General features: G+C 59.1%; 22 protein-coding genes. 8 read left to right on the forward strand and 14 right to left on the reverse strand.

All coding sequences use genetic code 11. The annotated features are described in order from the left end of the window. The 4 genes from EKK30_RS16660 to EKK30_RS16675 all read left to right on the forward strand — a co-directional run. Nucleotides 1-1,047 (forward strand): porin (locus EKK30_RS16660; protein ID WP_290986709.1); only part of this gene is annotated, 1,047 nt, incomplete at its 5' end. Nucleotides 1,048-1,172: 125 nt separating this feature from the next. After that, nucleotides 1,173-2,348: a VWA domain-containing protein gene (locus EKK30_RS16665; protein ID WP_290986710.1), complete on the forward strand. Its 1,176-nt coding sequence runs from the start codon at nucleotides 1,173-1,175 to the stop codon at nucleotides 2,346-2,348. Between the two features lie 140 nt (nucleotides 2,349-2,488). After that, nucleotides 2,489-3,013 carry a hypothetical protein gene (locus tag EKK30_RS16670; RefSeq protein WP_290986711.1) on the forward strand — a complete coding sequence of 175 codons (525 nt, stop codon included), beginning with the start codon at nucleotides 2,489-2,491 and terminating at the stop codon, nucleotides 3,011-3,013. 27 nt (nucleotides 3,014-3,040) lie between these two features. Then, nucleotides 3,041-3,406 carry an ABC transporter permease gene (locus tag EKK30_RS16675; protein ID WP_290986712.1) on the forward strand — a complete coding sequence of 122 codons (366 nt, stop codon included), beginning with the start codon at nucleotides 3,041-3,043 and terminating at the stop codon, nucleotides 3,404-3,406. A gap of 14 nt (nucleotides 3,407-3,420) precedes the next feature. Here the strand turns inward: EKK30_RS16675 and EKK30_RS16680 are convergent, their stop codons facing one another. The 3 genes from EKK30_RS16680 to EKK30_RS16690 all read right to left on the reverse strand — a co-directional run bounded on the left by EKK30_RS16680 (nucleotide 3,421) and on the right by EKK30_RS16690 (nucleotide 5,386). Then, on the reverse strand, nucleotides 3,421-4,482 hold the full coding sequence (locus EKK30_RS16680; protein ID WP_290986713.1) for an NAD(P)/FAD-dependent oxidoreductase: 1,062 nt from the start codon (nucleotides 4,480-4,482) through the stop codon (nucleotides 3,421-3,423). Nucleotides 4,483-4,508: 26 nt separating this feature from the next. Beyond that, entirely contained in the window at nucleotides 4,509-4,829 is a 321-nt protein-coding gene (locus EKK30_RS16685) for a 2Fe-2S iron-sulfur cluster-binding protein (protein ID WP_290986715.1), read from the reverse strand. Between the two features lie 155 nt (nucleotides 4,830-4,984). After that, nucleotides 4,985-5,386 carry an Hpt domain-containing protein gene (locus EKK30_RS16690; protein ID WP_290986716.1) on the reverse strand — a complete coding sequence of 134 codons (402 nt, stop codon included), beginning with the start codon at nucleotides 5,384-5,386 and terminating at the stop codon, nucleotides 4,985-4,987. A 365-nt stretch (nucleotides 5,387-5,751) separates the two neighbouring features. Between EKK30_RS16690 and EKK30_RS16695 the strand changes: the two genes are divergently transcribed. Continuing rightward, nucleotides 5,752-8,511, forward strand: coding sequence for a hypothetical protein (locus tag EKK30_RS16695; protein ID WP_290986717.1), 2,760 nt, complete (start codon nucleotides 5,752-5,754; stop codon nucleotides 8,509-8,511). Next, complete coding sequence (gene dgcA, locus EKK30_RS16700) at nucleotides 8,512-9,501, forward strand: N-acetyl-D-Glu racemase DgcA (RefSeq protein WP_290986718.1); 990 nt, start codon at nucleotides 8,512-8,514, stop codon at nucleotides 9,499-9,501. 7 nt (nucleotides 9,502-9,508) lie between these two features. Here dgcA and EKK30_RS16705 read toward each other — a convergent pair whose 3' ends face one another. Then, nucleotides 9,509-10,705, reverse strand: coding sequence for an MFS transporter (locus EKK30_RS16705; RefSeq protein WP_290986719.1), 1,197 nt, complete (start codon nucleotides 10,703-10,705; stop codon nucleotides 9,509-9,511). A 157-nt stretch (nucleotides 10,706-10,862) separates the two neighbouring features. On the opposite strand from EKK30_RS16705, the gene EKK30_RS16710 reads away from it, so the two are divergent. Next, nucleotides 10,863-11,411, forward strand: coding sequence for a hypothetical protein (locus EKK30_RS16710; RefSeq protein WP_290986721.1), 549 nt, complete (start codon nucleotides 10,863-10,865; stop codon nucleotides 11,409-11,411). A gap of 84 nt (nucleotides 11,412-11,495) precedes the next feature. On the opposite strand, the gene EKK30_RS16715 is transcribed toward EKK30_RS16710, so the two are convergent. The 5 genes from EKK30_RS16715 to tkt form a co-directional block, all read right to left on the reverse strand. Further along, the gene (locus tag EKK30_RS16715; RefSeq protein WP_290986722.1) at nucleotides 11,496-12,767 is read right to left on the reverse strand and encodes an outer membrane protein transport protein; all 1,272 of its coding nucleotides are present in this window, start codon (nucleotides 12,765-12,767) and stop codon (nucleotides 11,496-11,498) included. Nucleotides 12,768-13,150: 383 nt separating this feature from the next. After that, the gene (gene thiD / locus EKK30_RS16720; RefSeq protein ID WP_290986723.1) at nucleotides 13,151-13,969 is read right to left on the reverse strand and encodes a bifunctional hydroxymethylpyrimidine kinase/phosphomethylpyrimidine kinase; all 819 of its coding nucleotides are present in this window, start codon (nucleotides 13,967-13,969) and stop codon (nucleotides 13,151-13,153) included. 12 nt (nucleotides 13,970-13,981) lie between these two features. Next, on the reverse strand, nucleotides 13,982-14,779 hold the full coding sequence (locus tag EKK30_RS16725; protein ID WP_290986724.1) for a cytochrome c biogenesis protein CcdA: 798 nt from the start codon (nucleotides 14,777-14,779) through the stop codon (nucleotides 13,982-13,984). Nucleotides 14,780-14,808: 29 nt separating this feature from the next. Then, nucleotides 14,809-16,020: a phosphoglycerate kinase gene (locus tag EKK30_RS16730; RefSeq protein WP_290986725.1), complete on the reverse strand. Its 1,212-nt coding sequence runs from the start codon at nucleotides 16,018-16,020 to the stop codon at nucleotides 14,809-14,811. Nucleotides 16,021-16,064: 44 nt separating this feature from the next. Next, nucleotides 16,065-18,074 carry a transketolase gene (gene tkt, locus EKK30_RS16735; RefSeq protein ID WP_290986726.1) on the reverse strand — a complete coding sequence of 670 codons (2,010 nt, stop codon included), beginning with the start codon at nucleotides 18,072-18,074 and terminating at the stop codon, nucleotides 16,065-16,067. Nucleotides 18,075-18,235: 161 nt separating this feature from the next. Between tkt and EKK30_RS16740 the strand changes: the two genes are divergently transcribed. Then, nucleotides 18,236-19,534 carry a mannosyltransferase family protein gene (locus EKK30_RS16740; RefSeq protein WP_290986728.1) on the forward strand — a complete coding sequence of 433 codons (1,299 nt, stop codon included), beginning with the start codon at nucleotides 18,236-18,238 and terminating at the stop codon, nucleotides 19,532-19,534. A gap of 7 nt (nucleotides 19,535-19,541) precedes the next feature. Here the strand turns inward: EKK30_RS16740 and EKK30_RS16745 are convergent, their stop codons facing one another. From EKK30_RS16745 to EKK30_RS16765, 5 genes are all read right to left on the reverse strand, one after another. Beyond that, a complete protein-coding gene (locus EKK30_RS16745) occupies nucleotides 19,542-21,386 on the reverse strand; it encodes a monovalent cation:proton antiporter-2 (CPA2) family protein (RefSeq protein ID WP_290986729.1) in 1,845 nt (614 codons plus the stop codon). A 197-nt stretch (nucleotides 21,387-21,583) separates the two neighbouring features. Continuing rightward, complete coding sequence (locus EKK30_RS16750; RefSeq protein ID WP_290986730.1) at nucleotides 21,584-22,186, reverse strand: PQQ-dependent catabolism-associated CXXCW motif protein; 603 nt, start codon at nucleotides 22,184-22,186, stop codon at nucleotides 21,584-21,586. A 96-nt stretch (nucleotides 22,187-22,282) separates the two neighbouring features. Then, entirely contained in the window at nucleotides 22,283-23,194 is a 912-nt protein-coding gene (locus EKK30_RS16755) for a substrate-binding domain-containing protein (RefSeq protein WP_290986731.1), read from the reverse strand. Nucleotides 23,195-23,431: 237 nt separating this feature from the next. Then, nucleotides 23,432-24,109, reverse strand: coding sequence for a c-type cytochrome (locus EKK30_RS16760; protein WP_290986732.1), 678 nt, complete (start codon nucleotides 24,107-24,109; stop codon nucleotides 23,432-23,434). Nucleotides 24,110-24,406: 297 nt separating this feature from the next. Beyond that, nucleotides 24,407-25,322 (reverse strand): PQQ-binding-like beta-propeller repeat protein (locus EKK30_RS16765; RefSeq protein ID WP_366927360.1); only part of this gene is annotated, 916 nt, incomplete at its 5' end.

A 25,322-nucleotide genomic window follows, 5' to 3' on the forward strand; every position in this document is an offset into this window, starting at 1 on the left:
CTCGGCAGCCACGTGAAGTTCACCGGCCAGGCCACCATTCTTCCGGGCTGGACGGCAGGTTACGTCCTGCACATCGAAGCCATCGGCTCCGACATCTTGACGACAAACCAAAACCGGCCCGATGGTCCGAACGCTCTGACAGGAACCGCAAACGGCGTCTCCACGCTGCAGTCGTTCTGGTTCATCAAGAGCGATCAGCTGGGTAAAGTCTCGGTCGGTAAGCAGTCGGACGCAGCTGACAACTCGGCGATCTTGGTTGACGGTTCGGGCTCGCTCGTTCCTGCCAACTGGGTGGCGTTCGATGTCAACAGCTTCGGTATCCGGACCAAAAACGGTCTCTTTATTGGCAGCGGCGCTTTCACAGGTAACGCCAATAATGCAGTCGTGAAGTGGGGCGGCGCTTACTGCCAGAGCGCGGGCGGTGCTTGGGGCGACTGCTTCGGCGTACCGCGCAACACAGTCCGCTATGACTCGCCGACGTTTGGTGGCTTCTCGGTGTCGGCATCTTGGGGTGAAGACGACATCTGGGCCATCACCACGCGTTATGCTGGTGAATGGCACGACTTTAAGGTTGCGGCCGTCGCCTCGTACGCTGAGAGCACTGATGAGGGTCTCAACCTCGGCATCAGCGCCACACAGCAGTACTTCCAGGCCGGTGGCTATGTCGAGCACACCCCGACGGGTCTGTGGTTGTACGGTGCCTACGGTCACGACACCTACGACTTCGATGGATCGGGTCAGTCTGAGACCTACTACATTAAGGGCGGTATTCGTCAGCGCTGGATTCCGCTTGGTCACACGGTCGCATATGGCGAGTACGAACATATTCGCGGTTCGAATGCCTTCTCCCAGTCAGCGCTTGCTGACATCGGTGCTACCCACGACACCACCAAGGTTTGGGGTCTCGGCGTAGTCCAGGAGATCGACGCCGCCGCGATGTCCATCTGGCTGAAGTATCGTCACCTTGACTATGACGATAACAACACCGCAGGCATCGCTTACGACAACTTCGACTATGTCGGCATGGGCGCTCTGATCAACTTCTGATCCTAGGCCAGACATATCCGGAATGCAGGAAGCCGCCCTCTGGGCGGCTTCCTTGCTTTCGAGCCGTTTTGGTTGTGTCGATGGGAAGCGTTGTCCCTGGCCACTGGCCGCCCTAGTCTGGAACTATGTTCGAAACCTTCTTCACCGAGCTTCGCGCCGCCAAACTGCCCGTCACGCTGAAGGAATACCTGACGCTTCTCGAGGCTGTCGGTGCGGGCCTGGCGAGCGACCGGGTAGAAGATTTCTACTACCTCGCCCGCGCAACGCTCGTGAAAGACGAGCGCAACCTTGATCGTTTTGATCAGATCTTCGCTCACGTCTTCAAGGGCATCGCTAGCATTCCCGAGGCGGCCGAGGCACAGATCCCGGAAGAGTGGCTACGCCGGATCAGCACCCTTCATCTCACGGATGAAGACAAGAAGCGTATCGAAGCGCTCGGCGGCTGGGAGACGATCATGGAAGAGCTGCAGAAGCGCCTTGCCGAACAGAAGGAACGGCATCAGGGCGGCAATAAATGGATCGGCACCGGCGGAACGTCGCCGTTCGGCGCCTACGGCTACAATCCGGCGGGCATTCGCATCGGTCAGAAGGAAAGCCGCCATCGCCGCGCGATCAAAGTCTGGGACAAGCGGGAATTCAAGGATCTCGCTGGAACATCGGAGATCGGCACGCGGACGATCAAGGTTGCGCTGCGCCGGCTGAGGCAGTTCGCGCGCTCAGGCGCCGCCTCCGAGCTCGATCTGGATGGAACGATCCGCGGCACCGCCGAAAAGGGCTATCTCGATATTCACTTGCGGGCCGAACGGCACAACGCCGTCAAGCTCCTCATGTTCTTCGACATCGGCGGCTCGATGGACGATCACGTCAAGGAGGTCGAGGAGCTGTTCTCGGCAGCGCGCGCGGAGTTCAAACACCTGGAATACTACTATTTCCACAACTGCCTCTATGAAGGCGTTTGGAAAGATAATTCACGCCGCTACACCGATAAAATCGACACTTGGCAGGTGCTTCACACCTACCCTGCGGACTACAAGGTCATTTTCGTCGGGGACGCTTCGATGAGCCCCTATGAAATCACGGTGGCCGGCGGCTCTGTCGAGCATATGAACCCAGAGCCAGGCGCCCTTTGGCTGAAGCGCGTCACTGACGTCTATAAGCACACGATTTGGCTTAACCCCATCGAGCAGAACGCCTGGGACTGGACCCCGTCGATTGGGATCGTGAATAAGCTTGTCGGCGGACGCATGTTTCCTCTGACACTTGATGGCCTGGATGCTGGAATAAGGGAGCTCATGCGCTGAAGCCGGCCGACGGGCTCTGCGCCTGTTAGTTGTACATCGCCAAATAAGCTCTCATCGTGGATATAAGGCGAGCAGCATTGACCGAAGCCTCTTCGTGCGGCATTGAATCCGTTGTCTCGGGGGTCGGGGGACCATTCCCAATGAAAAGCGCGAGATTATTGCTGGTTGGTTTTTTCGCAGTGAGCGTGAGCGGCTGCGGAGCTTCGCTGCCGAAACTGCCCACGACGGGATCACTTCTTGGCGGGTCCAGCGCCTCGAAGGAGAACCGAGATCCGAACGACCCTGTCGCGCGCGCGATGGGTGTCGCCGCCACTTCTGCCCGCGCTCTGAAATGCGGGTACAATTTCGATCCCGCCAAACTCAAGAGCCAGTATCTCGCCTTCGAGGCGGCCTCTGCCCCCACCATTGGCGACAAACTCTCGCGCGTGTACGACACGACGTTCGCGAGCGTAACGAAGGCCATCTCAGAGAAGGAGCGCGAAGAAGAATACTGCGCTCCCGATCGCACGGACCGGATCAAGACGGCTCTCAACCGTAACCTTGGTGGCGACTACACGCCTCCGCCATCGGAAGCGCCTGAGGATAGCGGCGGGATTTTCAGCGGTTTGGGAAGCGGATCGAACAGCACCGAAGGTGTGAACTCCAAGGCCGTATTCGAGAACTGACGACGCGAGCGTTTTTCGGAGCGGAGCGTGCTGCACATTCTCTGGGCTGAGATCGCCATCAAGGCGGCGATCGGCGGCATTCTATTAGTGGCGCCACTCATCGCGCTTTCAATTCTCGGGATTCAGCGGCCGGATAGTGGTTTTTGGCCCAGAATTGTTGGCGGGCTCTCGTTCTCCATAGCTGCGAGCATCTGGATCGGACTTCAATATCCCAACGCGCGCGGCTCGATCGGGCCGGCGGCACTTGTTCCGATCAACCTCACCACAGCCGCGGTGCTCATAGCCGCGCTCGTGATGGGCACGGCCGCCTCGACGAGACGCGGCAAGCTCGTCATCGCAATAAGCGCCGTGTCGCTATTGGCCTTCGGTTTTCTAGAAATCGCCCACGCTTAAGCCGCGCGCGTCTGTCACTTCACGCCAAGCTTTTTCTGCAAGCTCGAAGACGATGTCGTGTACTGGAACAACAGCTTCTTGTCGGGATACACGATCTTGTGCGCCGCCTGCGCCATCAGAGCGGCTTCGTGGAAACCAGAAAGAATAAGCTTCAGTTTGCCCGGATACGTGTTGATATCGCCGATAGCGAAGATGCCGTGTTCGTTCGTTTCAAAGCGCTCGGTATCGACGACAATCAGGTTCTCATTCAGATTGAGACCCCAATCCGCGACGGGACCAAGCTTCATCGTGAGACCGAAGAACGGCAACATCGCCGTGCACGGAATCTTCTCCTGACCCGCGGCCGTCTTGACTTCGATTGCCGATAGCTGACCACCCCTCCCTTCGATCGTTGTCACCTGGCCGATCATCAGACGAACGGAGGCGTCCTCAACCATCTTGCGCATCTTTTCGACTGAATGCGGCGCAGCTCTGAACTCGTCGCGTCGATGAATCAGCGTCAAACTCTTCGCGACAGGCGCCAAATTGAGCGTCCAATCGAGCGCGCTATCGCCGCCGCCGACGATCACGATGTCTTGCCCGCGCATAGATTCAATCTTGCGGACCGAGTAGAAGACGGATTTGCCTTCGTATTCCTCGATGCCGTTGAGCGGTGGGCGCTTCGGCGTAAAGGATCCGCCGCCGGCCGCGATCACGACGACTTTGGCAATGAATTCTGTTGCTGCATCTGTTTTCAGATGAAAGCGGCCGTCGGGCCCCTTGCTCAAGCTGTCGATGCGCTCGCTGAAATGAAAGACCGGATTGAACGGCTTGATTTGCTCCATCAGCCGCTCGGTAAGCTCCTGACCGGTGACTACCGGAAGAGCTGGAACATCGTAGATCGGCTTTTCCGGATAGAGTTCCGCGCACTGCCCGCCTGGCCGATCAAGGATGTCGATGACATGAGCCTTGATATCCAAAAGACCCAGTTCGAACACGGCGAAAAGTCCGCAAGGACCTGCGCCAATTATCACCACATCCGTCTCGATCGGACCGCTACTTTCCGAGGCGGTTGGAATGCTATTGGTCTCGGCCATCGCGATCGTCCGTTGACTGCTTTGTTTCAGAATTGCTTGGCGGGTACGCGAACGACGATACCGTCAATCGCATCCGAAACTTTGATCTGGCACGAAAGCCGGCTGCCCTCGCGGACGTCGAACGCGAAGTCCAACATATCCTCTTCCATCTCGGTCGCCTTACCAACCTTGTCGCGCCAGGCGTCATCGACATAGACGTGGCAAGTTGCGCACGCGCAGGCGCCGCCGCATTCGGCTTCGATGCCTGCGATGTCGTTGAGTTTTGCGGCTTCCATAACGGTCAGACCGTTTTCCGCGTCGACTGTCTGGCTCTCGCCATCGGGCTGGATAAACGTAATTTTCGTCATGGCTGCGCGCGTGTCCTCGAAGCTTGCAAGCACCGCCTCAGGCGGCCTTAGGCGAAAGGGGAAACGATGATTAGCGCGCACACTTAGAGGCACGCCGCGCGTATTTCAAGCTGAACGGATTGACTGGGGTCTTAGGAAGGAGAATACCCGCGCCTCTAGCGTCGTTCTGCGAATGCCCGCACGAAGTTGCTCGCTTCAGAGACGGCGGCTTCCAGGCGGGAAATCGTCTCGCGGCATTCTTCGGTCTCACGAACGGCCGCCAAAGCCTCAGCTTCTTGGGCAAGGGTCGCAATCCGCCAGGCTCCGACCGCACGGCTCGAGCCTTTGAGCCCATGCGCGGCGATTTTCCAATCGCGCGGATTCGCGGCCGATTTCAAAGATGCGATAGCTTCCGGAAGTTGGGCCAGGAAAAGGCCCAGAACCTCGTCCTCGAGCGCTTTATCTCCAAGGGTATATCGCCGCAGGTGGTCGAGATCGACGGGCTTTTCTGAGGGCAGGTCGAGACGCTCAGGGCCGTGTGGACTGATTGATCGACCTTGCGCAGCATCTATCATCATAAAACGAACTCCGCACAAAGGCGTCGGACTGGCCCGGAGCAGCCCAGTGCTTTGATACATACTCGCAAAAACGCGATAACTCTGGGTAAAACGCCCTTGGGTGTTTCGGATGCCCTCGTAAAGCGTTAGTTAACTAGGTACGCGAGGCCGCAGTCGGGCTGACGTACCGTCTGTCGCCGCAATCCCGCCGTATTGAAAGGTCGATGTCGCTAACCCACTAAGATGCATAGACATTTCTTATGGTTATCCATGTCTTTCTGTTTTGCGGGCACTTAAAATTCTTATAGGGTGCGATTGGGAGTTCCGGTTGGCCTGAAGCGCACGGGCTTGTGCCGCGTACCGGATCGAGTGGGGGACATCGCGCGATGTCGCAAGACCAAATTGCGAAGCTTATGGCTATTGCAGGCCGAACACCGCCTGTCGAGCCGGCGCTAGGTGGTGCGCAAGATGTTGCGCGCCCGAACCCGACCGAAAAGGCCGCTGAAGTTTCGCAACCGATTTCACCAGTTCTTGCACTACCGCCTCCTCCCCCCATGCTCGGGACCGATCAGGCGAGCGCATCTGGTGCGCAGCCCACGTTCGACAAAGATCCTGGGGTCGACGCGACAGGCGAATCTCCCTCTCGTCGCGTTGCGCGGCGTCGTCCTGCAGGTCCGGTCCGCGGAAAGATAGCCGCCAACGACGACGTACCGAGCATTGGCGGCCTCATTTATGCCCTGGAACAGAAGCCCTCCTCCAAGGTCTTCCGCTACGCGGCTCTTGGCAGCGTGGTTTGGGCTCTAGTTGGACTGATCGTCGGCGCGCTGACGATCGCCCCCGAATGGCAAGCCGGTCAGGCACTTTCATCCCTGCTCCTGCAGCCGACGACATTCTACACGGTCACTGCGATTGTGGTGCCGGTCGCCGTAATATGGCTGTTGGCGCTTTTGAGCTGGCACATCGCTTCTTTGGCGCTCAAGTCGGCAACGATGAGCGAGGTTGCCATCCGCCTTGCTGAACCCGACCGCACCGCCGAGCAATCGATCGCGAGCCTAGGCCAAGCGGTCCGCCGGCAAGTTTCGTTCATGAACGACGCGGTCTCGCGCGCTCTAGGCCGTGCAGGCGAACTCGAAGCGCTCGTGCACAATCACGTCGCCGAACTGGAACGCTCCTACGAACACAACGAACGGCGCATTCGCGAATTGATCAACGAGCTTGGTGGTGAACGCCACGCGCTGCTCGACACATCGACTAACGTAACCGAGACCCTCAAGACGCTCGGCACCGAAATTCCAACGTTGATCGAAAAGCTTTCGCAGCAACAGCTGACGTTGCGCGGCATCATCTCGAACGCGGGCGAAAATCTTGCGAGCCTTGAGGGATCGCTCGCGACCGCGACGGGGCGGTTCGAAAACGCCGTCGGTTCGCGGACATTGCAACTGCAGTCGGTCCTCGAAGACTACACCACCGCCTTCTCGACGGCACTTGGCGCGCGTACCGAGCAGATGCGTGCGACCTTCGACGGTTACATGCACACGCTCGATACCACTCTGGGCAACCGTACAGAAAACCTGCAAACGGTATTCGAAGAGTATGCGCGGGCGCTCGATACGACGCTTTCAAATCGTGCGCAGGCACTCGATATTCAGCTGGTCGAGCGTACGCGGTCGCTCGATGAGGCCTTTCAAAAACGTCTTGAGCTGTTCGACGATCAGATCATGCGCTCGACCACGGCAATCGATCACGCGGTTAGCGAAAAAGCCTCGCTGCTCTCGAATGCGCTGCAGCTTCATGCCGAATCCTTCCGCGAGACAATCGCGCATCAAGCTTCGGAACTTGACGACTCCGTCGTCAACGGTATCAACGCGGTCCGCCGAACGAGCGAAAACATCACGCGCCAGACGATGAAGGCGATCGATGGCCTGGCCAAGCAGTCCGGCGTTCTCCAGAGCGTTGCCGACAATCTCTTCCAGCAGATCCACGGCGTCACGGATCGCTTCGAGAACCAGGGCGAGCAGATCCTGAAGGCTGCCAACGTCCTCGACACAGCCAACCTCCGGATCGAGTCGACGCTGCAATCGCGGCATGCTGAACTCACGCACACGCTTGATCGCTTCTCCGGCAAGGCCGATGAATTCGGCCGCACGCTCGCTGGCTACTCCTCCAACCTCGAAGGTTCGCTCTCGAACATCGAACTGAAGGCACGCGCCATTGCGGAAGAGCTGCGCGACACCGCTGAAAATCGCTCGCGCGCGCTGATGCAGGAACTCGACCGCGTCAAGCACGAGACCGAACTGCACAGCGACCGCGCCCTCGCCGATCTGAGGAACCGCTTCAATAACGTTTCGGGTGAGCTGTCGCGGGAGTTCGAAACGCTCTCTACCCGTCTTTCGTCGGCGTCCGAAGAAACACGCATGCGCGCTGCTGAGGCCGCCGCGACGCTCGCACGCGAACAGGCGCGCATCCGCGAGGAAGCAAGCCGGCTCCCCGCCTCCGCCCGCGATACTGCAGAATCGATGCGCAGGGCTCTTCAGGACCAGCTTCGCGCCATCGAGCAGTTGACGCAAATCTCCCAGCGCGCCAACGCGCCGCGCGAAATTCTCCGTCCCGAGCCAACAGCAGCTCCGGCTCGGCTCGCGGCAGCATCGCTGACGTCCACGCTTATTCAGCAAGAAGCCGGCTCGACACGCGGACGATCCGCACCTGTGCAGCAGGACCAGCGCGAAGGCTGGTCGCTCGGCGATCTGCTTGCACGCGCCTCGCATGAGGAGGAGGCACAGCCGCAGGCTCCGGAGCCGGCACCGGCTGCGTCGCCCGTCCGTCTCGATGTCGGCATGATCGCCCGCGCCATAGACCCGCAAACGGCATCGGCCCTATGGAGCCGTATTCGGGCGGGACAGAGAAACGTGCTCGTTCGCAGTATCTATGCTCCGGACGCGCGCGCGCTATTCGATGAGATCGCGAGCCGAGCGCAAACCGATCACGATCTCTCCCAATCGATCTTCCGCTACCTCACGGACTTCGAACGCATCATCAAAGAAGCTGATGCTCGCGATCCTTCTGGGCGGACAGCGCAGAGCCATCTCGTTTCCGATACCGGACGCGTCTATCTGTTCCTGGCGCATGCCGTCGGTCGCGTGCGTTAAGTGCCTCCTGTCGGCTCGTCACTGACGATCACAGCTAGGCACGAATCCTGGGCGCTGCGCGAAGCGTTCGTTATCTCTCGAGGAGCGAAAATAGCGGCCGACGTTGTCGTAGTCGAAATTTCCGACGGCCTGCACGTTGGGCGCGGGGAAGCGGTTCCCTACGGCCGCTATGGAGAAACGGTCGAGAGCGTTCTCGGCGAGATCCAATCGTCAGTGAAATGCATTGCCTCTCACGCGGAGTTGACCCGTCACCTGAAGCCGGGGGCCGCGATGAATGCTCTTGATTGCGCGTTTTGGGATCTGGAGAGCAAGCGCACCAATATTCCAGTTTGGCAACAGGCTGGGCTGCCGAGGCCGATACGCAAAATCACTGCATTCACACTCAGCCTCGATGCGCCGGAAACAATGGCGGCGAAGGCTACAGCCGTTCCTCATCTCTCATTGTTGAAGTTGAAGCTCGGCGGCGACGGAGACGAATCGCGCATGCGCGCGGTGCGTCGGGCGCGTCCTGACGCTCAGCTGATCGTGGACGCGAACGAAGCGTGGACCCCGGAGACTATTGCCGGGTTGATGGATGTCGCAGCGCAATGCGGCATTACCCTTATCGAGCAGCCGCTGCCCGCTAATCAGGACGGCATTCTGAGCACCTTGCCTCATCCCGTTCCGATCTGTGCTGATGAGAGCGTGCACACGGCGGACGATATCCAATCCCTGCTCGGGCTCTACGATGCCATCAACGTCAAGCTTGATAAAACCGGCGGCCTGACGGGCGCTCTCCAGCTCGTTACCGAGGCACGCAAGCGCGAGCTGAAAATCATGATCGGCTCCATGGTCGCCACTTCGCTCGCCGTCGCGCCAGCAATGCTACTCGCGCCTTACGCGGAATGGATCGACCTCGACGGTCCCTTGCTGCTGGCGCGCGATCGCGAGTATGGGCTTCGCATTGAGGATGGCGTCGTCGATCCGCCGGACCGGGCGCTGTGGGGTTGACCACGCACTAGGCGTCGGCACCCACGAGGTGCGCGGCACGCTTTTGTTTATCGAGCCATACACCTGATGCTAGCGAGATCGCTGAAATCGCCACCATGGCGAAGTAAGCGAACGAGCCGGCACTGCCATATAGCCAGCCAGCAATCAGTGTCGCGCATCCCATGGCCACGCCCGAGGCTATCGTGGCGTACAGGGCCTGTGCCGTACCCTGTTTATCGCGCGCGACCGCATGGTGGATGAAATGGATAGCGCCGATGTGCGAGGCACCGTACGTGGCGCCGTGCAGAAGTTGTAGAGGAATGAGAACCGCCAGCGGTGGATCGAACGCCATCACCGCCCAGCGCACGATCGATGCAGCAGCACCAATGACGATAAGGCGCGCCGCGCCAACGCGCGAGACGGCGCGCCCGGACATCGCGAACAAGACAACTTCGGCGGCGACGCCGAGGGCCCAGAGCGTCCCGCACCATGCTGCGGACAGACCCTGCTTCTCCCAGATCAATATGCCGAATGTGAAGAACATGGCATGTGCGGCCATCACAAGTCCGGCGGCAACGAGAAAAACGCAGAATTCCCGCTGCGCCAAAAGTGAGTGCAAGGCCGACGACTTCCACAGCGGCGTCGCTGGCTTGATCGCATCTTCGAAGCGCTCATCGGGGGGCAAGATGTGCGAAGCGGCCGTCGTGAGCAAGCATCCAAGGGCGACCAACCAGATGCCGGCGCCGCCGCCCAAACCCGCAATGACAAAGCCACCAAGAAAGTTCGCTCCGACGAAAGTCAGCGACCCCCATAGGCGCATTCGGCCGTAATCCAAGCCTCGATGCCGGACGCCCGCGACCGCTATGGTCTCAATCAAGGGCATGATCGTCGAATTGCAAAGCATCAGTGCGGTCGCGAGGAGCAGGATCGGCCAAAAAGCTGTCGCCGTCGCAAGCATCAAAACGAACGCGAGGCTCAACCACGCGAGTGCCACGAGATAGCGACGATGCAGACCGCTGTTGTCGGCCGCCATCGCCACAAGCGGTGAAACGAAAATCCTGAGAAACAGCGGCGCCGCGATGATGGCACTCATCTCTGCTGCTGACAGACCACGCCAATTGAGCCACACCGGCAGAAAGGGCGTGTGCATGCCGTAGAAGACGAACAACGCGCCATAGAACAGCGCGACGCGCAGCCCAAAGCTCCGCTTTGCATCCCAGCCCATGCCCATTCCCCACGCCAAGTGGCAATGCTCAGGCCACCGTATAAATCACGACGCGTTGCAACTCATAAGTTCTGTTTAGTTCAGCTGGAGGTTGTGTCCGCTGACCTCGCGAATCGCTTACCCGTGGATGCAGATTTTTGCGGAGCACAACACCGCCATGCACGCTCTTTCATCACTTGCGACTGATGACGTCGAAACTGAGTACCGTGCCATCGAAGGTACGCTACTCGAGACCGCACGCGGGCGCTGGTTCTTGGCCGAACACGGCCGCCGTGCGCGCAGGCTCGATAGCGCGTTGCTTGAAGATGCCATTCGCCGACTTCAGGGCTCGTTGCGCGAACCACCTGCACTGCTAGGCCAGCTCAAGGCCGAGATCGAGGCGGTCAAGGCACAAATGACAGAGACGCGGGGCGCGCTGCTGGCTCGCCCTACAGTCGACGAAAGCACTCTTCCGACGCACGCCATGCTCAAGGCCGCCGAGGATATCCATGACATCGCGTGGTCCCTTCAAGCCAACCCGTTCGACCCGAAGGGCTGCGAGCAGATCGCCAGAAGCGCGGGCAAGCTCTATGCGATGAGCCAGTCGCAAGCCGCGCAGTCCAATCGCGTCGTGGCGGCTGCTGAAGCGCTTGAGACCTCAGCCAATAAGCTCGAAGGCATTCTCGAGAGCATTCTGCACGAACTTCAGGTCGATGAAGATGCGTGACGCCTGAATCCAAAGTGTCTGAGATAAAAAAAACCGGGCGCGCGGCCCGGTTTTTTTATGCGTTGAGTCGCGGCGTGTGAGATTTCACCACTTCGTTCGCACACCCATCGAGAGCAAATCGAACTCGGCATTTCGTACGAGCCCGGTGACCGGAATGCCAGTCGGTGTCTCAAGATCGAACGCGCCATCTTGGATGAACACGTGTGAGTAGCCGAAGTCGAGCGTCGTCTGCTCGCTATTGAGCAACGACCGGCAGAACTCACACTTGTAGCTCGCACCGATGTTCAGCCAAACCCGGTTGTTATCCGGCACCTGAACCAAGCGTTTGCTTGCATCGTCGATGGGCGAAAGTTCATAGGCGACGCCACTTCGCAGCGTGAGCAATGGCGAGTAGTCGTATTCGCCGCCCAATGAGAAGAACCAACCGTCGTTCCAGTTGGCGGCGACATTTAGAGCAGGAATCCCGGGAGCCGACACGGCAACGTTCTGGAACCGGCTCCAATTCGTCCATTCGACCGTGCCGAGCAGGCGGGTCGTAGGCGTCATTTCCTGGCGCAAACTAAGGGTGACGATGTCGGGCAGGTCTAACGTGCTGGTTGCGTCGTGCGATGGTCCTAAGCCGCTAAGGTTGCCGTCCAAGTCGTGGGTCATCTGCGAGCGATAACCAAGGCCGATCGTCGTTCCCGCTACGGGTTCGAGCATAATGCCGGCGGTCGCGCCGACTGCCCATCCCTCGCCGAGGAACTGCGCAATGCTCGTTGATGATGTGCGGAACTGCAGCTTGGTCTGAGCCCACTCGATCTGGATGCCCGCGCCGATGGTGACGCCGGGTGCGATTCGATAAGCTATCGTCGGATTGGCGTTGATCGTGATGAGTTTGCTGGTAACGCCGAGATAGGAGCCAAGGTAGTCAACGTTGTCCGGTTTGGTCGCTAGACCGAACGGCGAGTTGATGGCCATGCCCAGGAACAGGTCTTTCGATACCTGATAGGTCCCGTAGCTCGCACCGGTAACGGCTGGGATCGTTATGTCACCGGCATTGGTAAATGATGATGGCGCTCCAGCCGTGCTTTGGCCTGCAAAGCTCGTTACGGAGACGTCCGCATTCGGCAGGATCAGGGTGTAGGACGATTCAGTATTGAACCCCGAGAACTGGCCGGTGGCCGCCGGGTTCCAGAACATCGAACCGATGCTGCCGCCTGCGGCCACACCGGCAGAAGCGGAGCCGAGAAACACCGTCGATTGTTCGTGAATATCGAAACCACCCGCCAGTGCTGTCGTCGCGAAACTGCATGATGCTCCCACGCCGACCAACACCAAACGGAACGCGTTTGCTTTTCTTTTTGAGTTCCGCATCAAGTTCGTCCCCCCGGCGAGCCCCCTCGCCTTCCTTAGAATTGACACACTACCTGCGTTGCGGCTGACCTTCATCAGCCTTTCCCCCGTCAATGCGCCATCTGGAAGCAAACGCCCGTGAATGTGCCACTTCGGCAACAAAAAACCGGTCCGCCGAGGCGGACCGGTTCTTGCCAAGCCCTGTTTCAATCCCTCGAAACTAGCTTGGCGCTCCCCCCGGAGTCTTTAAGCTGCGGAGCTACCGCAGAAATCGCCGGCAAGCTGCCAAAGTCCCAACTGCCGCGCAAGTCTTGACACTTCGTGCGCAAGGCGAGTCGCTGTTTTGCGATGCGTGACCGCAACAGATACATGTCGCCGGTCAGAAACGCAGCCAGCTAAATAGCCTATGATTTCCTGAGTGCGAAATTGTGGTCGATGGGCCCGTTCACACCTTTTCCAACACTCATATGTGAGCCTGAAGACAAGGCGCTCCAAACGAAGTCCTTCGCCAACGCGATAGACTCTTGAATGTTCAGGCCCTTCGCCAATCCTGCAGCGATCGCAGCGGAAAGGGTGCATCCAGTGCCGTGAGTATTGCTCGTTTTGATGCGAGGACGACGAAACTCGAAGTGCGTCCGACCATCGAAGAGGATGTCGACAACATCAGCGCCCGAGGCGTGACCGCCTTTCAACAGAACCGCGCCGCATCCAAGCGCCATCAAGGCCTCGGCCTGAAGGCGCATCTCCTGCTCTGTGTCGGCCTCAGCACGGTCGAGCAATCGACCCGCCTCCGGAAGATTGGGCGTAATCAACGAAGCGCGCGGAATAAGTGCGGTGCGTACAAGTTCGATGGCGTCCGGGCGCAGCAGCACATCTCCGCTGGTCGCGACCATAACAGGATCAACCACCACGGGGATTTGCGGGACTTGAGTCAGCTCGGAAGCAACGGTCTCGACCGTTTCAGCATCGCCAAGCATGCCGGTTTTGATGGCCGCGACGGCAAGATCGGATACGACTGCTCGAAATTGCGCGACGATGAACCCGGGAGGGATCGAAAGCACGCCGGAGACACCCGTGGTGTTTTGAGCCGTCAACGCGGTCAGCACGGCAGCGCCATAGACGCCGAGTGCAGAGAAGGTCTTGAAGTCAGCCTGAATGCCCGCGCCACCTGATGGATCGGAGCCGGCGATCGTGAGCGCTATAGCCGGCGTTTCAGCACGCATGCGTAGCTGCTTTCAATGCTCGCCTTGCTTCAAGATTTCGGCACCGAGATTTGCCGGCGTGACGTACGATTCAATTCTTCCCAACGCGGGAAAGTTCTCGATCATCCACTGGCTGAACCAGTTCTGCGCGCCAAACACAAATAGTAGGCCGGTGAGAACAAGCAGCAGCCCCATGATCTTTTCAAGCGTCACGAAGTGGCGCTTGAACTTCTGCATGAAGCCGAGAAATGGCCGGATCGCTACGGCAGCTAGAATGAACGGAATCCCCAGGCCGAGCGAGTAAATGAATAGCAGCTTCACTCCTGCAAGCAGGCTCGTTTCACTTGCAGCAAGCGTCAACACCGTCGCCAGCACTGGTCCGATGCACGGCGTCCAGCCGAACGCGAACGCTAGGCCCATAACGTAAGCGCCTGCGAAACTTGCCTCGGCCGCTGCCATCGAGTAGCGGGCCTCGCTGTAGAACAGATGCACCTTCACAATACCGAGAAAGTGCAGCCCGAACAGAATGATGACGATACCGGCCAAGGTTCCAAGCGACGCACGATAGGAAAGCAGAACCTGACCGATCGTGCTTGCTCCAGCACCCAGGCACACGAAGACAGTGGTAAAGCCGAGCACGAAGAACACAGCGGCCGCGACGACGCGAAGCCAGACACGGCGGTCGAAGTTTGCGTCGCCTGTGAGCTGGTCCAGCGTGGTGCCGCCGATATAGCCCAGGTAAGGTGGGACCAGTGGCAGCACACAGGGCGAAAGAAAACTCACGAGACCCGCAAGAGCGACACCGAGATAGATATGCGCGTCGATTAGCATGCCGCCCTTCTTTCAAACGTCCGTCTGGCTCAGCTGACTTTCTCACGCACGAGCGCAGCGACGCCTGGTAGCTCTCGCCCCTCCAACCATTCGAGGAACGCGCCGCCGGCGGTCGAAACGTATGTGAAATCCTCAGTCACGCCCGCCGCGTTCAAGGCAGCGACCGTGTCGCCTCCGCCTGCCACGGAAACGAGCTTGCCTGCTTTTGTTAGTTTCGCTGCTTCGCGCGCGAGTGCAAAAGTCCCTTCACCGAACGGTGAAATTTCGAAAGCGCCGAGGGGACCGTTCCAGAGCAGCGTCTTACAGCCGTCGAGCACCTGCGTCAGCTGCGCCACCGATTGAGGTCCAACGTCGAGGATCATCGCATCGAACGCGACCTTGTCGACCGGCACGACCTCATTCGGCGCGCCCTCCTTGAATTCGCGCGCGACAACGGCATCAACCGGCAGAATGATCTCGCAACCTTTTTTCTTGGCTTCCGTCATGATGTCGCGAGCGGTTCCGGCGAACTCCGGTTCCGACAGAGACTTGCCAACCATGACGCCTGTCGCCTGCAAGAACGTGTTGGCCATGCCGCCGCCGATGATCAGCTTATCGACCTTCGCAACAAGGTTTGTGAGCACCGGGATCTTGGTCGAAACCTTGGCTCCGCCCACGACCGCTGCGGTTGGCCGCTGCGGATTCTCAAGCGCGGTACGAAGCGCATTGATCTCTTCCAGCAGAAGCGGGCCGGCGAACGAAGGCAAGAAGCGCGTCAATCCTTCTGTCGAGGCGTGGGCGCGATGCGCGCACGAAAAGGCGTCTCCGACGAAGATGTCTCCAAGCTTTGCGAGTTCCTCTGCAAATTTTGGATCGTTCTTTTCTTCGCCCTTGTGAAATCGCAGGTTTTCCAGGACGGCGATGTCGCCGTTCTTCATCGATGCAACTGTGCCCGTCGCATCGGCGCCGACGCAATCGCGGCTGAAGATGACCGGCTGCTTGAGAAGCTGCTGCATCGCGTCTGCAATCGGCTTCAATGAGAGATCGCTTTCGGGACCGTTTTTTGGTCTGCCGAAATGGGAAAGGACAATCACCATTGCGCCGCGATTGGACAAAGCCTTCAGGCCGGGAATGACGCGCTCCAGACGTGTCGCGTCCGTCACTCTCCCATCCTTAACAGGCACATTGAGATCGGCACGGACGAGAATGCGTTTTCCCGCAACGTCGATGTCGTCAGTGGACTGGAGCTTGTCGAGGTTCATGCAATGGACCAGTACGATTTATGGAGAGGATACGTTTCAGGCCGTTAAGCAGATTTGGCGATCGCTTTGCGCGCGGCCTCGACTGCATGAGCGGCGGTTATGCCGAAGTGCTCATAGAGCTTGGCCGCTGGGCCCGAAGCACCGAAACCATGCATACCCACGAACGCGTCCGATTTGCGGAGCCACTCGTACCAGCTCTGTGGAATACCGGCTTCGATCGCGATACGGGGAGCGTCGCCCAGAACCTTCGATTGGTATTCCTCAGGCTGACGGCGGAAGAGTTCGAACGACGGCATCGAGACAACAGCTGCCTTGATCCCATCCTTCTCCAAAGTTGCAGCGGCTTCGACCGCAGTCCCTACTTCGGAACCTGTAGCCAGGAATGTCACGTCCCGCGGCCCATCAGGCGACTTCAGGACGTAAGCGCCCCGCGCGCTGAGATTCTGGTCGTCCGCGCCGCGAAGATTGGGAACCGCTTGGCGCGACAAAGCCAAAATAGATGGCGCATCGGTTGCGGCAAGCGCGAGTTCCCAGCACTCCGCTGTCTCGATGCCATCTGCGGGGCGGAAAACGTTCAAGTTCGGGATGGCGCGAAGCGCGCTGAGATGTTCCACCGGTTGGTGCGTCGGACCATCCTCGCCCAGCCCGATTGAATCATGCGTCAGCACGTAAATAACGCGCTGCTGCATCAGGGCTGAAAGCCGGATCGAAGGGCGGCAATAGTCCGCGAAAACGAGGAAGGTGCCGCCGTAGGGGATGAATGAGCCGGAAAGCGCCATGCCGTTCATCGCGGCGGCCATGCCATGCTCGCGCACACCGTAGTGGATGTAATTACCGGTGAAATCGTCCGGCGTCACAGACACATGGTGCTTGGTCCGCGTACCATTGGAACCTGAAAGATCGGCGGAACCACCGATGAGTTCAGGCAGCACTGGCGTCAGCCTCTCGATTGTCAATTGAGACCAAACACGCGTCGCGCGCTTGGCTGTGTCCGCCGCAAAATCCTTCTTCGCGGCGGCAATTGTCTGGGAAACGAGCTGAGTCGTATCGCGTCCAGCGATCAATGATTTGGCGTCGCGGGATGCCTTCGCTTCATGCTGCTCCCAGGCGAGCCGGAGCTTCCGATGCCGTTCGCCCACATCGCGCCATGCGGAAAGAATGTCCTCGGGCACTTCATAGGCAGCATGCGGCCAAGCCAACTTTTCGCGGGTGGCCTTGATCTCATCGACGCCAAGAGCTTCACCATGCGCCGACGCCTTGCCCGCTTTATTTGGAGACCCGTATCCAATCTGCGTTTTGCAGGCGATGAGCCAGGGTTTGGAGGAATCAGCTTTCGCAGATTTGATTGCTGCCGACACCGCCGCCATATCGTGACCGTCGACGCGAACCGTGTTCCATCCGGACGCCTCGAAGCGCTTAACTTCGCTATCCGATACAGCCAGAGTTGTGGAGCCATCGATCGTAATCGAGTTGTCGTCCCAGAATACGATCAGCTTACCCAGCTTCAGATGCCCAGCGAGCGATATCGCTTCCTGGCTGATGCCCTCCATCAGGCAGCCGTCGCCTGCGATCACATACGTATGATAATCGATTAAATCCGAACCGAGCCGCGCTGCGAGCATCTTTTCCGAAAGCGCCATGCCGACTGCGTTGGCAATACCTTGTCCGAGCGGGCCGGTCGTCGTCTCGATGCCTGGCGCGTGACCATATTCCGGATGGCCGGCCGTCTTCGAACCGAGCTGGCGGAAATTCTTGATGTCGTCGATCGTCATTCCCGGATAGCCGGTGAGATAGAGAAGGGAATACAGCAGCATCGAGCCGTGACCCGCCGACAAGACGAACCGGTCCCGGTTGGCCCACTCCGGAGCGCCGGCGTCAAACTTCAGCGCTTCGGTGAACAGCACCGTAGCGACGTCAGCCATCCCCATCGGCATGCCCGGATGACCTGAATTGGCTGCTTGGACGGCATCCATCGACAGCGCGCGAATGGCGTTAGCCATGTCCTTTAGACTTGCCGCTGGTGCCGTCGCTGGCTTGGTCTGGGCTTTGGTCATTATTTCGGGTGTCCGTTTTGCTGCGCCGAAGCGCGTCGTAAAGTGCTGGACATTTACCGGGGTAATGGAGCCGCGTCTACCGCGCGCACAACACGGCTCAACTGCTGAGGGAGTTTACCGCCCAGGTCGATTGGCCCCCTAAATTCAGAAGCTTGCGCGGTTTGACCGGCCGGGAATGCCCGGAGAACTCCGATCCCTGGCGTTCGCTCCTCCTGTCCAGCATGTTGCCCGGCCGCAGCTTGCCAACGGGCATGATCGCCGACATTCTCATTGTGCGCATAACCGGGGGGTGGAGCGGTATGTCAGCGGACACTTTAACTCTGTTTCGTCCCGGCTATCGCGAGATCAGCCGGCGAGCTGTCGCGACCATTGGAACGTACGCGGTCTATTTGGCAGCCCTCGCGATTTTTGGAGCGTCGCGCGCCGTGGTGATCGCCGGCGTCAAATTCGGCGCTCTTCTCGTGCGCGATCCGGACCCCAGGAAGTGGGATGCGGGTCCAGAATGGTACCACCGATTGTTGCGCTTCGATTCCGGATTTTACGCGGACATCGCAAAGCACGGCTATCACTATAATGCCGACCCTTCGGTGATGAGCTCCACCGCATTCTATCCGCTCTATCCGCTCGCTGCGCGGGCAATTACCTCGGCGACGGGCATTGGAGAAGGAGTGGCGCTTCTCCTTGTTGCCAACGTCGCGGCCGCAATCGCGGTGCTGCTGATGACCAAACTGATCAAGGATGAGACCGATGCGGAGACGGCTCTGTGGTCGGTAGCCTTGCTCATGTTCTTCCCGACCGCGTTCTTCTTCTCGGCCGGCTACACCGAGTCCCTCTGCCTAGTCTTCGTATTGCTCTCCCTACTTGCCCTGAGGGATGAGAAATTTCTGCTCGCATCGCTGGCCGCTGGGCTTGCCGTGGGTACCCGTTCGATAGGCATCGCGCTTGCCCCGATTATCCTGCTCGAGATCGTCCGCCATCGAGCATCTCCATGGCCCCAAACTATTCTGAAGATGGCCATCTGCGGACTTCTCGCAACGTCGGGACTTATTGCTTTCATCGGTTATCTCGGAGTTACGATCGGGCATCCCCTTGCGTTCGTGCAGAGCCAGTCGGCGTGGCATGGTGGAACATTGGTGGAGCGATTTTTGGACGCCGTATCGCTCACCCAACTCCGTCACGGCGGGTGGTTTTTGATTTTCATGCCGTTGGCGATCTACTCCGTGTGGCGGCTGCGCCTTGATCTATCGCTTTATGCCCTTGGTGTCTTGCTCGTGCCGTACCTGACCTTAGGCATCACCCATTCCATGAACCGGTACGTGCTGATGTGTTTTCCTGTTTTCGTCATCTTGGCGTTGCTGTGCAAGTCGCGTCCGATAATCGGCACCATCATCATCGCGATTTCCAGTGCCTATCTGCTGGAGCAGACAGCTCGATTCTCGCAATGGTACTGGGTCGGATAGCAGCTCGCTATGAAGGCAGCACGCCAGCCTTTGTTTTCTTGGGTTCCGATTGGCTTTTCTCAGCCTGAGCGAGCTTCGCCTCCTCAACCTCATCTTCCCGGAAGAGTTTATCGAGCATCGCCTGCGAGGTGCGTGCGCGCTCTAGAAGCTTTTCCACGTCCGATGCCAGCTTATAGTCCTCATTGAGGCGACGCTCGTCGTGATCGCGGAAAGTTTGAACCGTCCGATTGGCGACGCGCTCAGAATATCCGAGCCCAAGCATGAGCAGACGCGTGAGATCCAGCGATGCGAGAAACGTTTCACGCCTCAGCGCCGCCACTCCGAGATCCAGCAGGCGGTAAGCATGCATGCGGTCGCGTGCCCGCGCATAGATCGGAACATGAGGATAGTTGGTCTTGACGATTTCCGCGGCTCGCATCGACGCCTCAACATCATCGATTGCGAGCACGAACGCGCGCGCCTTGTCGGTCTGTGCCGCTTCTAGCACCTCCGGCCGGCTTGCATCGCCATAGAATGCTTTGTTTCCGAACCTCTTCACGAAATCGACCTGCTCGACACTGATGTCGAGCGCGGTGAACGGCACGCCTTTGGCCCGTAGAACACGCGCAACGATCTGGCCGAAGCGTCCGAAGCCCGCGATCACCACATGTCCGTCGTGATCGGGGAGATCATCGAACGAGCGCGTCGATGCCTCAGGCTTCTTGGAGAAGAAGCGGTCGGCTGCCAGCAGTAGAGGTGTCATGGCCATAGAAAGCGTGACCACGACCGCCATGATCTGGGAAGAAACGCCGCCGAGCACGCCGGCTGCCTGACCAACGGAAAGCAATACGAATGCGAACTCGCCGCCTTGGGACAGCGCAAATGCCAAGCGGCGAGCCGGGCCGGATTCAAGCCCCTGCCACCGTCCCAGCAAGTAAAGGATGATGGATTTGACAACGATGAGCACCACCGTCGCTGAAACGATCAGCGCAGGCGTGGAGATCAGCAGCCCGAGATTGAGGGACATGCCGATTGCGGTGAAGAAGATGCCGAGCAGCAGACCCTCGAAGGGCGCAATGTCCGCCTCGAGTTCGTGACGATAGCTGCTCTCGGCAAGCAGAGCTCCGGCGATGAACGCTCCGAGCGATGCTGAGAGACCGACCGCCTCCATGATCAGCGTTATTCCGACGACCGTCAGCAGCGCGGCTGCCGTCATTGCTTCTTTGACGCGCGAAAGCGCAACCAGCCGCAGCAGCGCGTCAAGCAGGTATCGTCCGACAACAACGACGAGTACGATCGTTCCGAGCCCTTTTCCGAAGGCGATATAATCAAAAGGTGGAGCGACCTTGGCGGCCGAGATTGCAAAATACGGAGCAAGGGCGATCAGGGGAATAGCCGCAAGATCCTGAAACAGAAGCACGGAGAACCCGAGCCGCCCGTGTCGCGTGGAAAGTTCGCCGTTCTCTTCCAGAACCTGCAAGGCAAACGCCGTGGACGAGAGAGCCAATGCAGCCCCCGCGAACAAGGACGGCTGCCATTGCGTTCCTACAAATGCGACGCCGATGAACGCCAGAACTATTCCGGTGATCGCAACCTGCAGCGTGCCGAGGCCGAATATCGCCTGGCGCATGGCCCATAACCGCTTCGGACGAAGCTCCAATCCGATAAGGAACAGCAACAGGACGACGCCGAATTCCGCGAAATGCAAGACCTGCTCAGCGTCCTGCTCCGAAAACATCCGCCCGAACCCGTAGGGGCCGAGGATTACCCCCGCTACCAGATAGCCGAGCACTGCCGCGATCCCGAGCCAACGAGCCAATGGTGCAGCAAGTGCCAACGCTGCCAAAAGGATTGCGAGTTCGTTCAACGTCACTTCGGGGTCCCCCAATCGTCCTACCCGCCAGGCGGTGCGCAGGGCCAGTTTAAATAGCGGTTTCCAATACGCCACCCCGGGCCATTAGGCGACGGTTCAAATTGGCCGCGATCATTCCGCGCGCACGAGATCTGCACGATGATAGAAACGCAAGCGGCACCATGCGTGCGCGCAGAACAGCCTCGGGGCCGAGGCGATCATTTCATGGGATGCGCATCGACGGTCAAACCGCCGGTTTCCTGCCAACCATCGGTTCCGTCACGAAACCAAGAGACATTCGAGTAGCCGTAGCTCAGCGCTCGCTTGGCGGCATTCCAGCTCATCCAGCAATTTCGAAGGCAGAAGAAAACCAGCGGTTTCGATAAGTCGCCGTGAGTCAGCGCGGCAAGGCTTCTTCGGAAATACGCATCGTACTCCGCCGACAAGGCCCCATACCCGACATTCGGCAGCCAGACAGCGTCCTCGATCGTCATATGAGACGACTCCCGCCAGATCGTTCCGGCTGGAAGCCCGGCCGGCTTCGGCGGGTGCGGGTAGACATCGATGAATAGGGCTTGCTTCGTGGACCAAAGCTTCATTGCTTCTTCGGCCGAGAGGACCTTTGCACCCTTCAGGGTCAAGGGCACTGGCGAGCGGTAGAGATCAGTGCGGTAGGCTTGAGGCTCAGGGGGCGGCGGGCCGGAAGGCGAAGGCCCTGACACGTCCTCGGCATTGGCGATGCCTGCGAGCCCGCTAGTAAGGAGCGCGACGAAAAATAGGAGCTTGGCGAGGCCGGTTGGTCGATGATGCGTCGAGCTCATGATCATACTCGATCGGCGGATGAATAAGGCCCGGCAGATAACTGCCGAGCCTACAATTCTTCTACGTCTACTCCCGTTGAGGAGAAACGTGCGGCATCAGGGTGTCGCACTTGCTGGCGCAGGTGTCGCCGCTGTGGATGCAGCTCCGGAAGGAGATGGCTCCGCTGATGCCGAGGTGCGCGGCTTGGTGATCATCTCGGTCGAGGTGTCGTCATCAACGAGCAACGGCACGCCGTAATCGAGGAGCACCTTATCGATATCGCCCTGCCGCTTGCGGATGACTTCGTTTAGCGTGCGCTTCCAAGCATCGTCGCCGTTGCGCACGCCCATCGTGATACGAAAAGCGATGCGTGCTGCCCCGACGTCCTTGACGAGAGGAACAACGACGAGCGGATCGCCGTCCCGCTTCGCCCAGTACTCGGCGATCGGGCCCCATAGAATCCCCGCTGCAATGTCACCTTTGCGGATGTCATTCATCATGTCTTCGGCCGGGTTGGCATATCGCCGATCGACGATCATCGGGTAGCCATGGACGTTCGCCATCAAGCCATACTTGGCTGCGAGCGTCGCGCCCGCTGAGCCCTGCTGCATGCCGATCGTCTTACCTTGCAGGCGCGGATCGCTCAGCGCGTCTACGCCGTCGAGACCCGTGCCCTTCTTGTAAATGAGCGCGGTCGTGGAGCGATAAATCGCATTGGTGTTGAGCACCATGTCATCGCCCTGCCCCCACCCGATCACGAGATCGCACTTCTTCGCATTGAGCGTCATGCGAACGAAACCGGTCGCCTTGGGGAACCATGTGTAGACGACAGGCAGCTTCAGCTCGTCGCCGATGATGTTTGCGATTTTATTCTCAAACCCCTCGCCCTTCTGATTGGAGAACGGCAAATCAGAGGGGTCGGCGCAAACGCGAAGCTCTTTGCGGTTAACGAGGTCGGCTTTCGGCGCATCGGCAGCCGATGCCGAATTTCCGATTGGCGAGAAAGCAGCAGCGGCGCTGGCGAGCATAGAGAGCGCCAAAGCAGGCGCGGATCTTTGCAAATTGATGATCGATCGTTTCCTCACGTGAGTAACCTTTTTGTTATGGCGGCGTGAACAACGCAGGCCCTGATATGGAGTGGGGGCACGCCGCGACTGCGACCCGCCCCCGATCCATGAGATGCCAGTAACTCTTGGCCGCTTTGCACGACACCGACGCGCCAAGCTAACCCGTCATATGAGAAGGTCCGGAAAAACTTCCAGGCCTCAGCCCGTGCAATCGTCCGCAGCCTTTTTGGCCTCCGGAGACACATCTTCACGACCGTTCGGCCGTCCGGGAGGCATGCCGGTCTTGCTATCGGTGGCGTACAACGAACGAGCTTTGATGTAGGTGTAGATATCGTCGATGTAGCACATGATGTTCTTGTCAGAGCCGAACGACGGCATGACGTATTCGGTGCCGGCGCGATTGACGACGCGACCACCTGAGACCGTCGCGACGAATGTGTTGTAGTCCATGGTCTTCAGGGACTCAGCGAGCGCCGGCGCAAACGTGCTGCCGAGCGCATTCGGTCCGTGGCAGACGTGGCAAGCGTCGTGGTAGCGGCGGAAGCCGTTCCAGGTGCCCCAGTCGACCGTGTAGTCCTTCGTGACGACTGGCTGCGGATCGCCGTCCTTGTTGCGGTAACGGCCGTCATCGAATTTGTAGCCGTCCTTCTTAGCGAGATCGCTGACGGGATTCGGATAAACCGCGTCGCCGTCCGGCTTACGAGAGCCCGGCGGCGGGGCGTTGGGATCATCCGGATTGGGGGCGGCATTGTCCGCGACCTGCATCAGCTTCGAAGCTGGCGATTGGTCGGTCTTCGTCTGCTGGTTAGCAGCGACAGCGCTTGCAGCCCCGATCGTCATCACTCCGACTGCAAGTGTCTTGATCAACTTGTTCACGAGGATCCTCTTCTCCTGGATTGAAACGTGTGGGGTGCCACCGCCCGTAATTCGTTTTTTCGAGATCTCAGTTGCGGTTCGAGACCTCATTGGTGTCGTCCATAAGAACGTCGCGAAGAATAAATACCTTCGCAATTCGATCTGTTAGACTATTACAAATTGTCGCCCTAGTAGCAGATCGCGCTTTTTTCTCGAATTTTCTTTTTTTGGGTAACTGCGCTCAGGCTTCGTAGCTTAACACGGCAAAGAGCCGGCGCAGGTTTCCCCGCGCCGGCCCCCTTATGTCTTAGCTCAAGCCTATGGGAGAGCGAACACGGTGAGCGAGCCACCGAGGTTCGTGTACTCCGAAAGACCGGCGTAGCCACCGACTGCACCGAGACCATCGGTCGGGTTCGTCAGGCCAGCTGCAAGACCGATACCGGCCCAGCCACCAACACCCGAGAACACTGCAACGTACTGCTTACCACCTTGCGAGTAAGTCATAGCGTTGCCGATGATGCCCGACGGCGTCTTGAACTTGAACAGTTCCTTACCGTCCTTCTGGTCGACAGCTTTGAAGTAGCCTTCGAGCGTGCCGTAGAAAGCAACGCCGCCAGCCGTCGTCAGAGCGCCTGACCAGACCGAGAACTGCTCGGGCTTCGACCAAACGATCTTACCAGCAGATGCGTCCCAAGCGATGAAGTTACCCATACGCTTCGGCTCATCCGGGCCCGGGAACATGGACAGCGTGGCGCCGACGTACGGCTGACCAGCGGTGTACGAGACCTTGAAGGGTTCGTAGTCCATGCAAACGTGGTTCGTCGGGACGTAGAACAGACCGGTCTTCGGAGAGAACGAAGCCGGCTGCTGGTCCTTAGAACCCAGAGCCGCAGGGCAGATGCCCTTCGTGTTGAAGTCCGCGCCGTTCTTGAACGTCGAGTACTTCGCTACGCGGATCGGACGACCATAGTTCGGGCTCGACTTGTCGAGATCGACGCCGGTTGCCCAGTTCACGACGGGGTCATACTTCTCAGCAACGAGAGGTTCACCCGTAGCGCGATCCCAGGTGTAGCCGAAGCCGTTACGGTCGAAGTGAACCGCAACTTTGCGCTTCTCGCCCTTAACGTCGATGTCGGCCAGGATCGGCTCGTTGATGCCGTCATAGTCCCACTCGTCGAACGGCGTCATCTGGTATGCCCACTTGGCAACACCGGTGTCGACGTCACGAGCGAAC

Source organism: Hyphomicrobium sp. (assembly GCF_003987855.1).
Classification (GTDB): domain Bacteria; phylum Pseudomonadota; class Alphaproteobacteria; order Rhizobiales; family Hyphomicrobiaceae; genus Hyphomicrobium_B.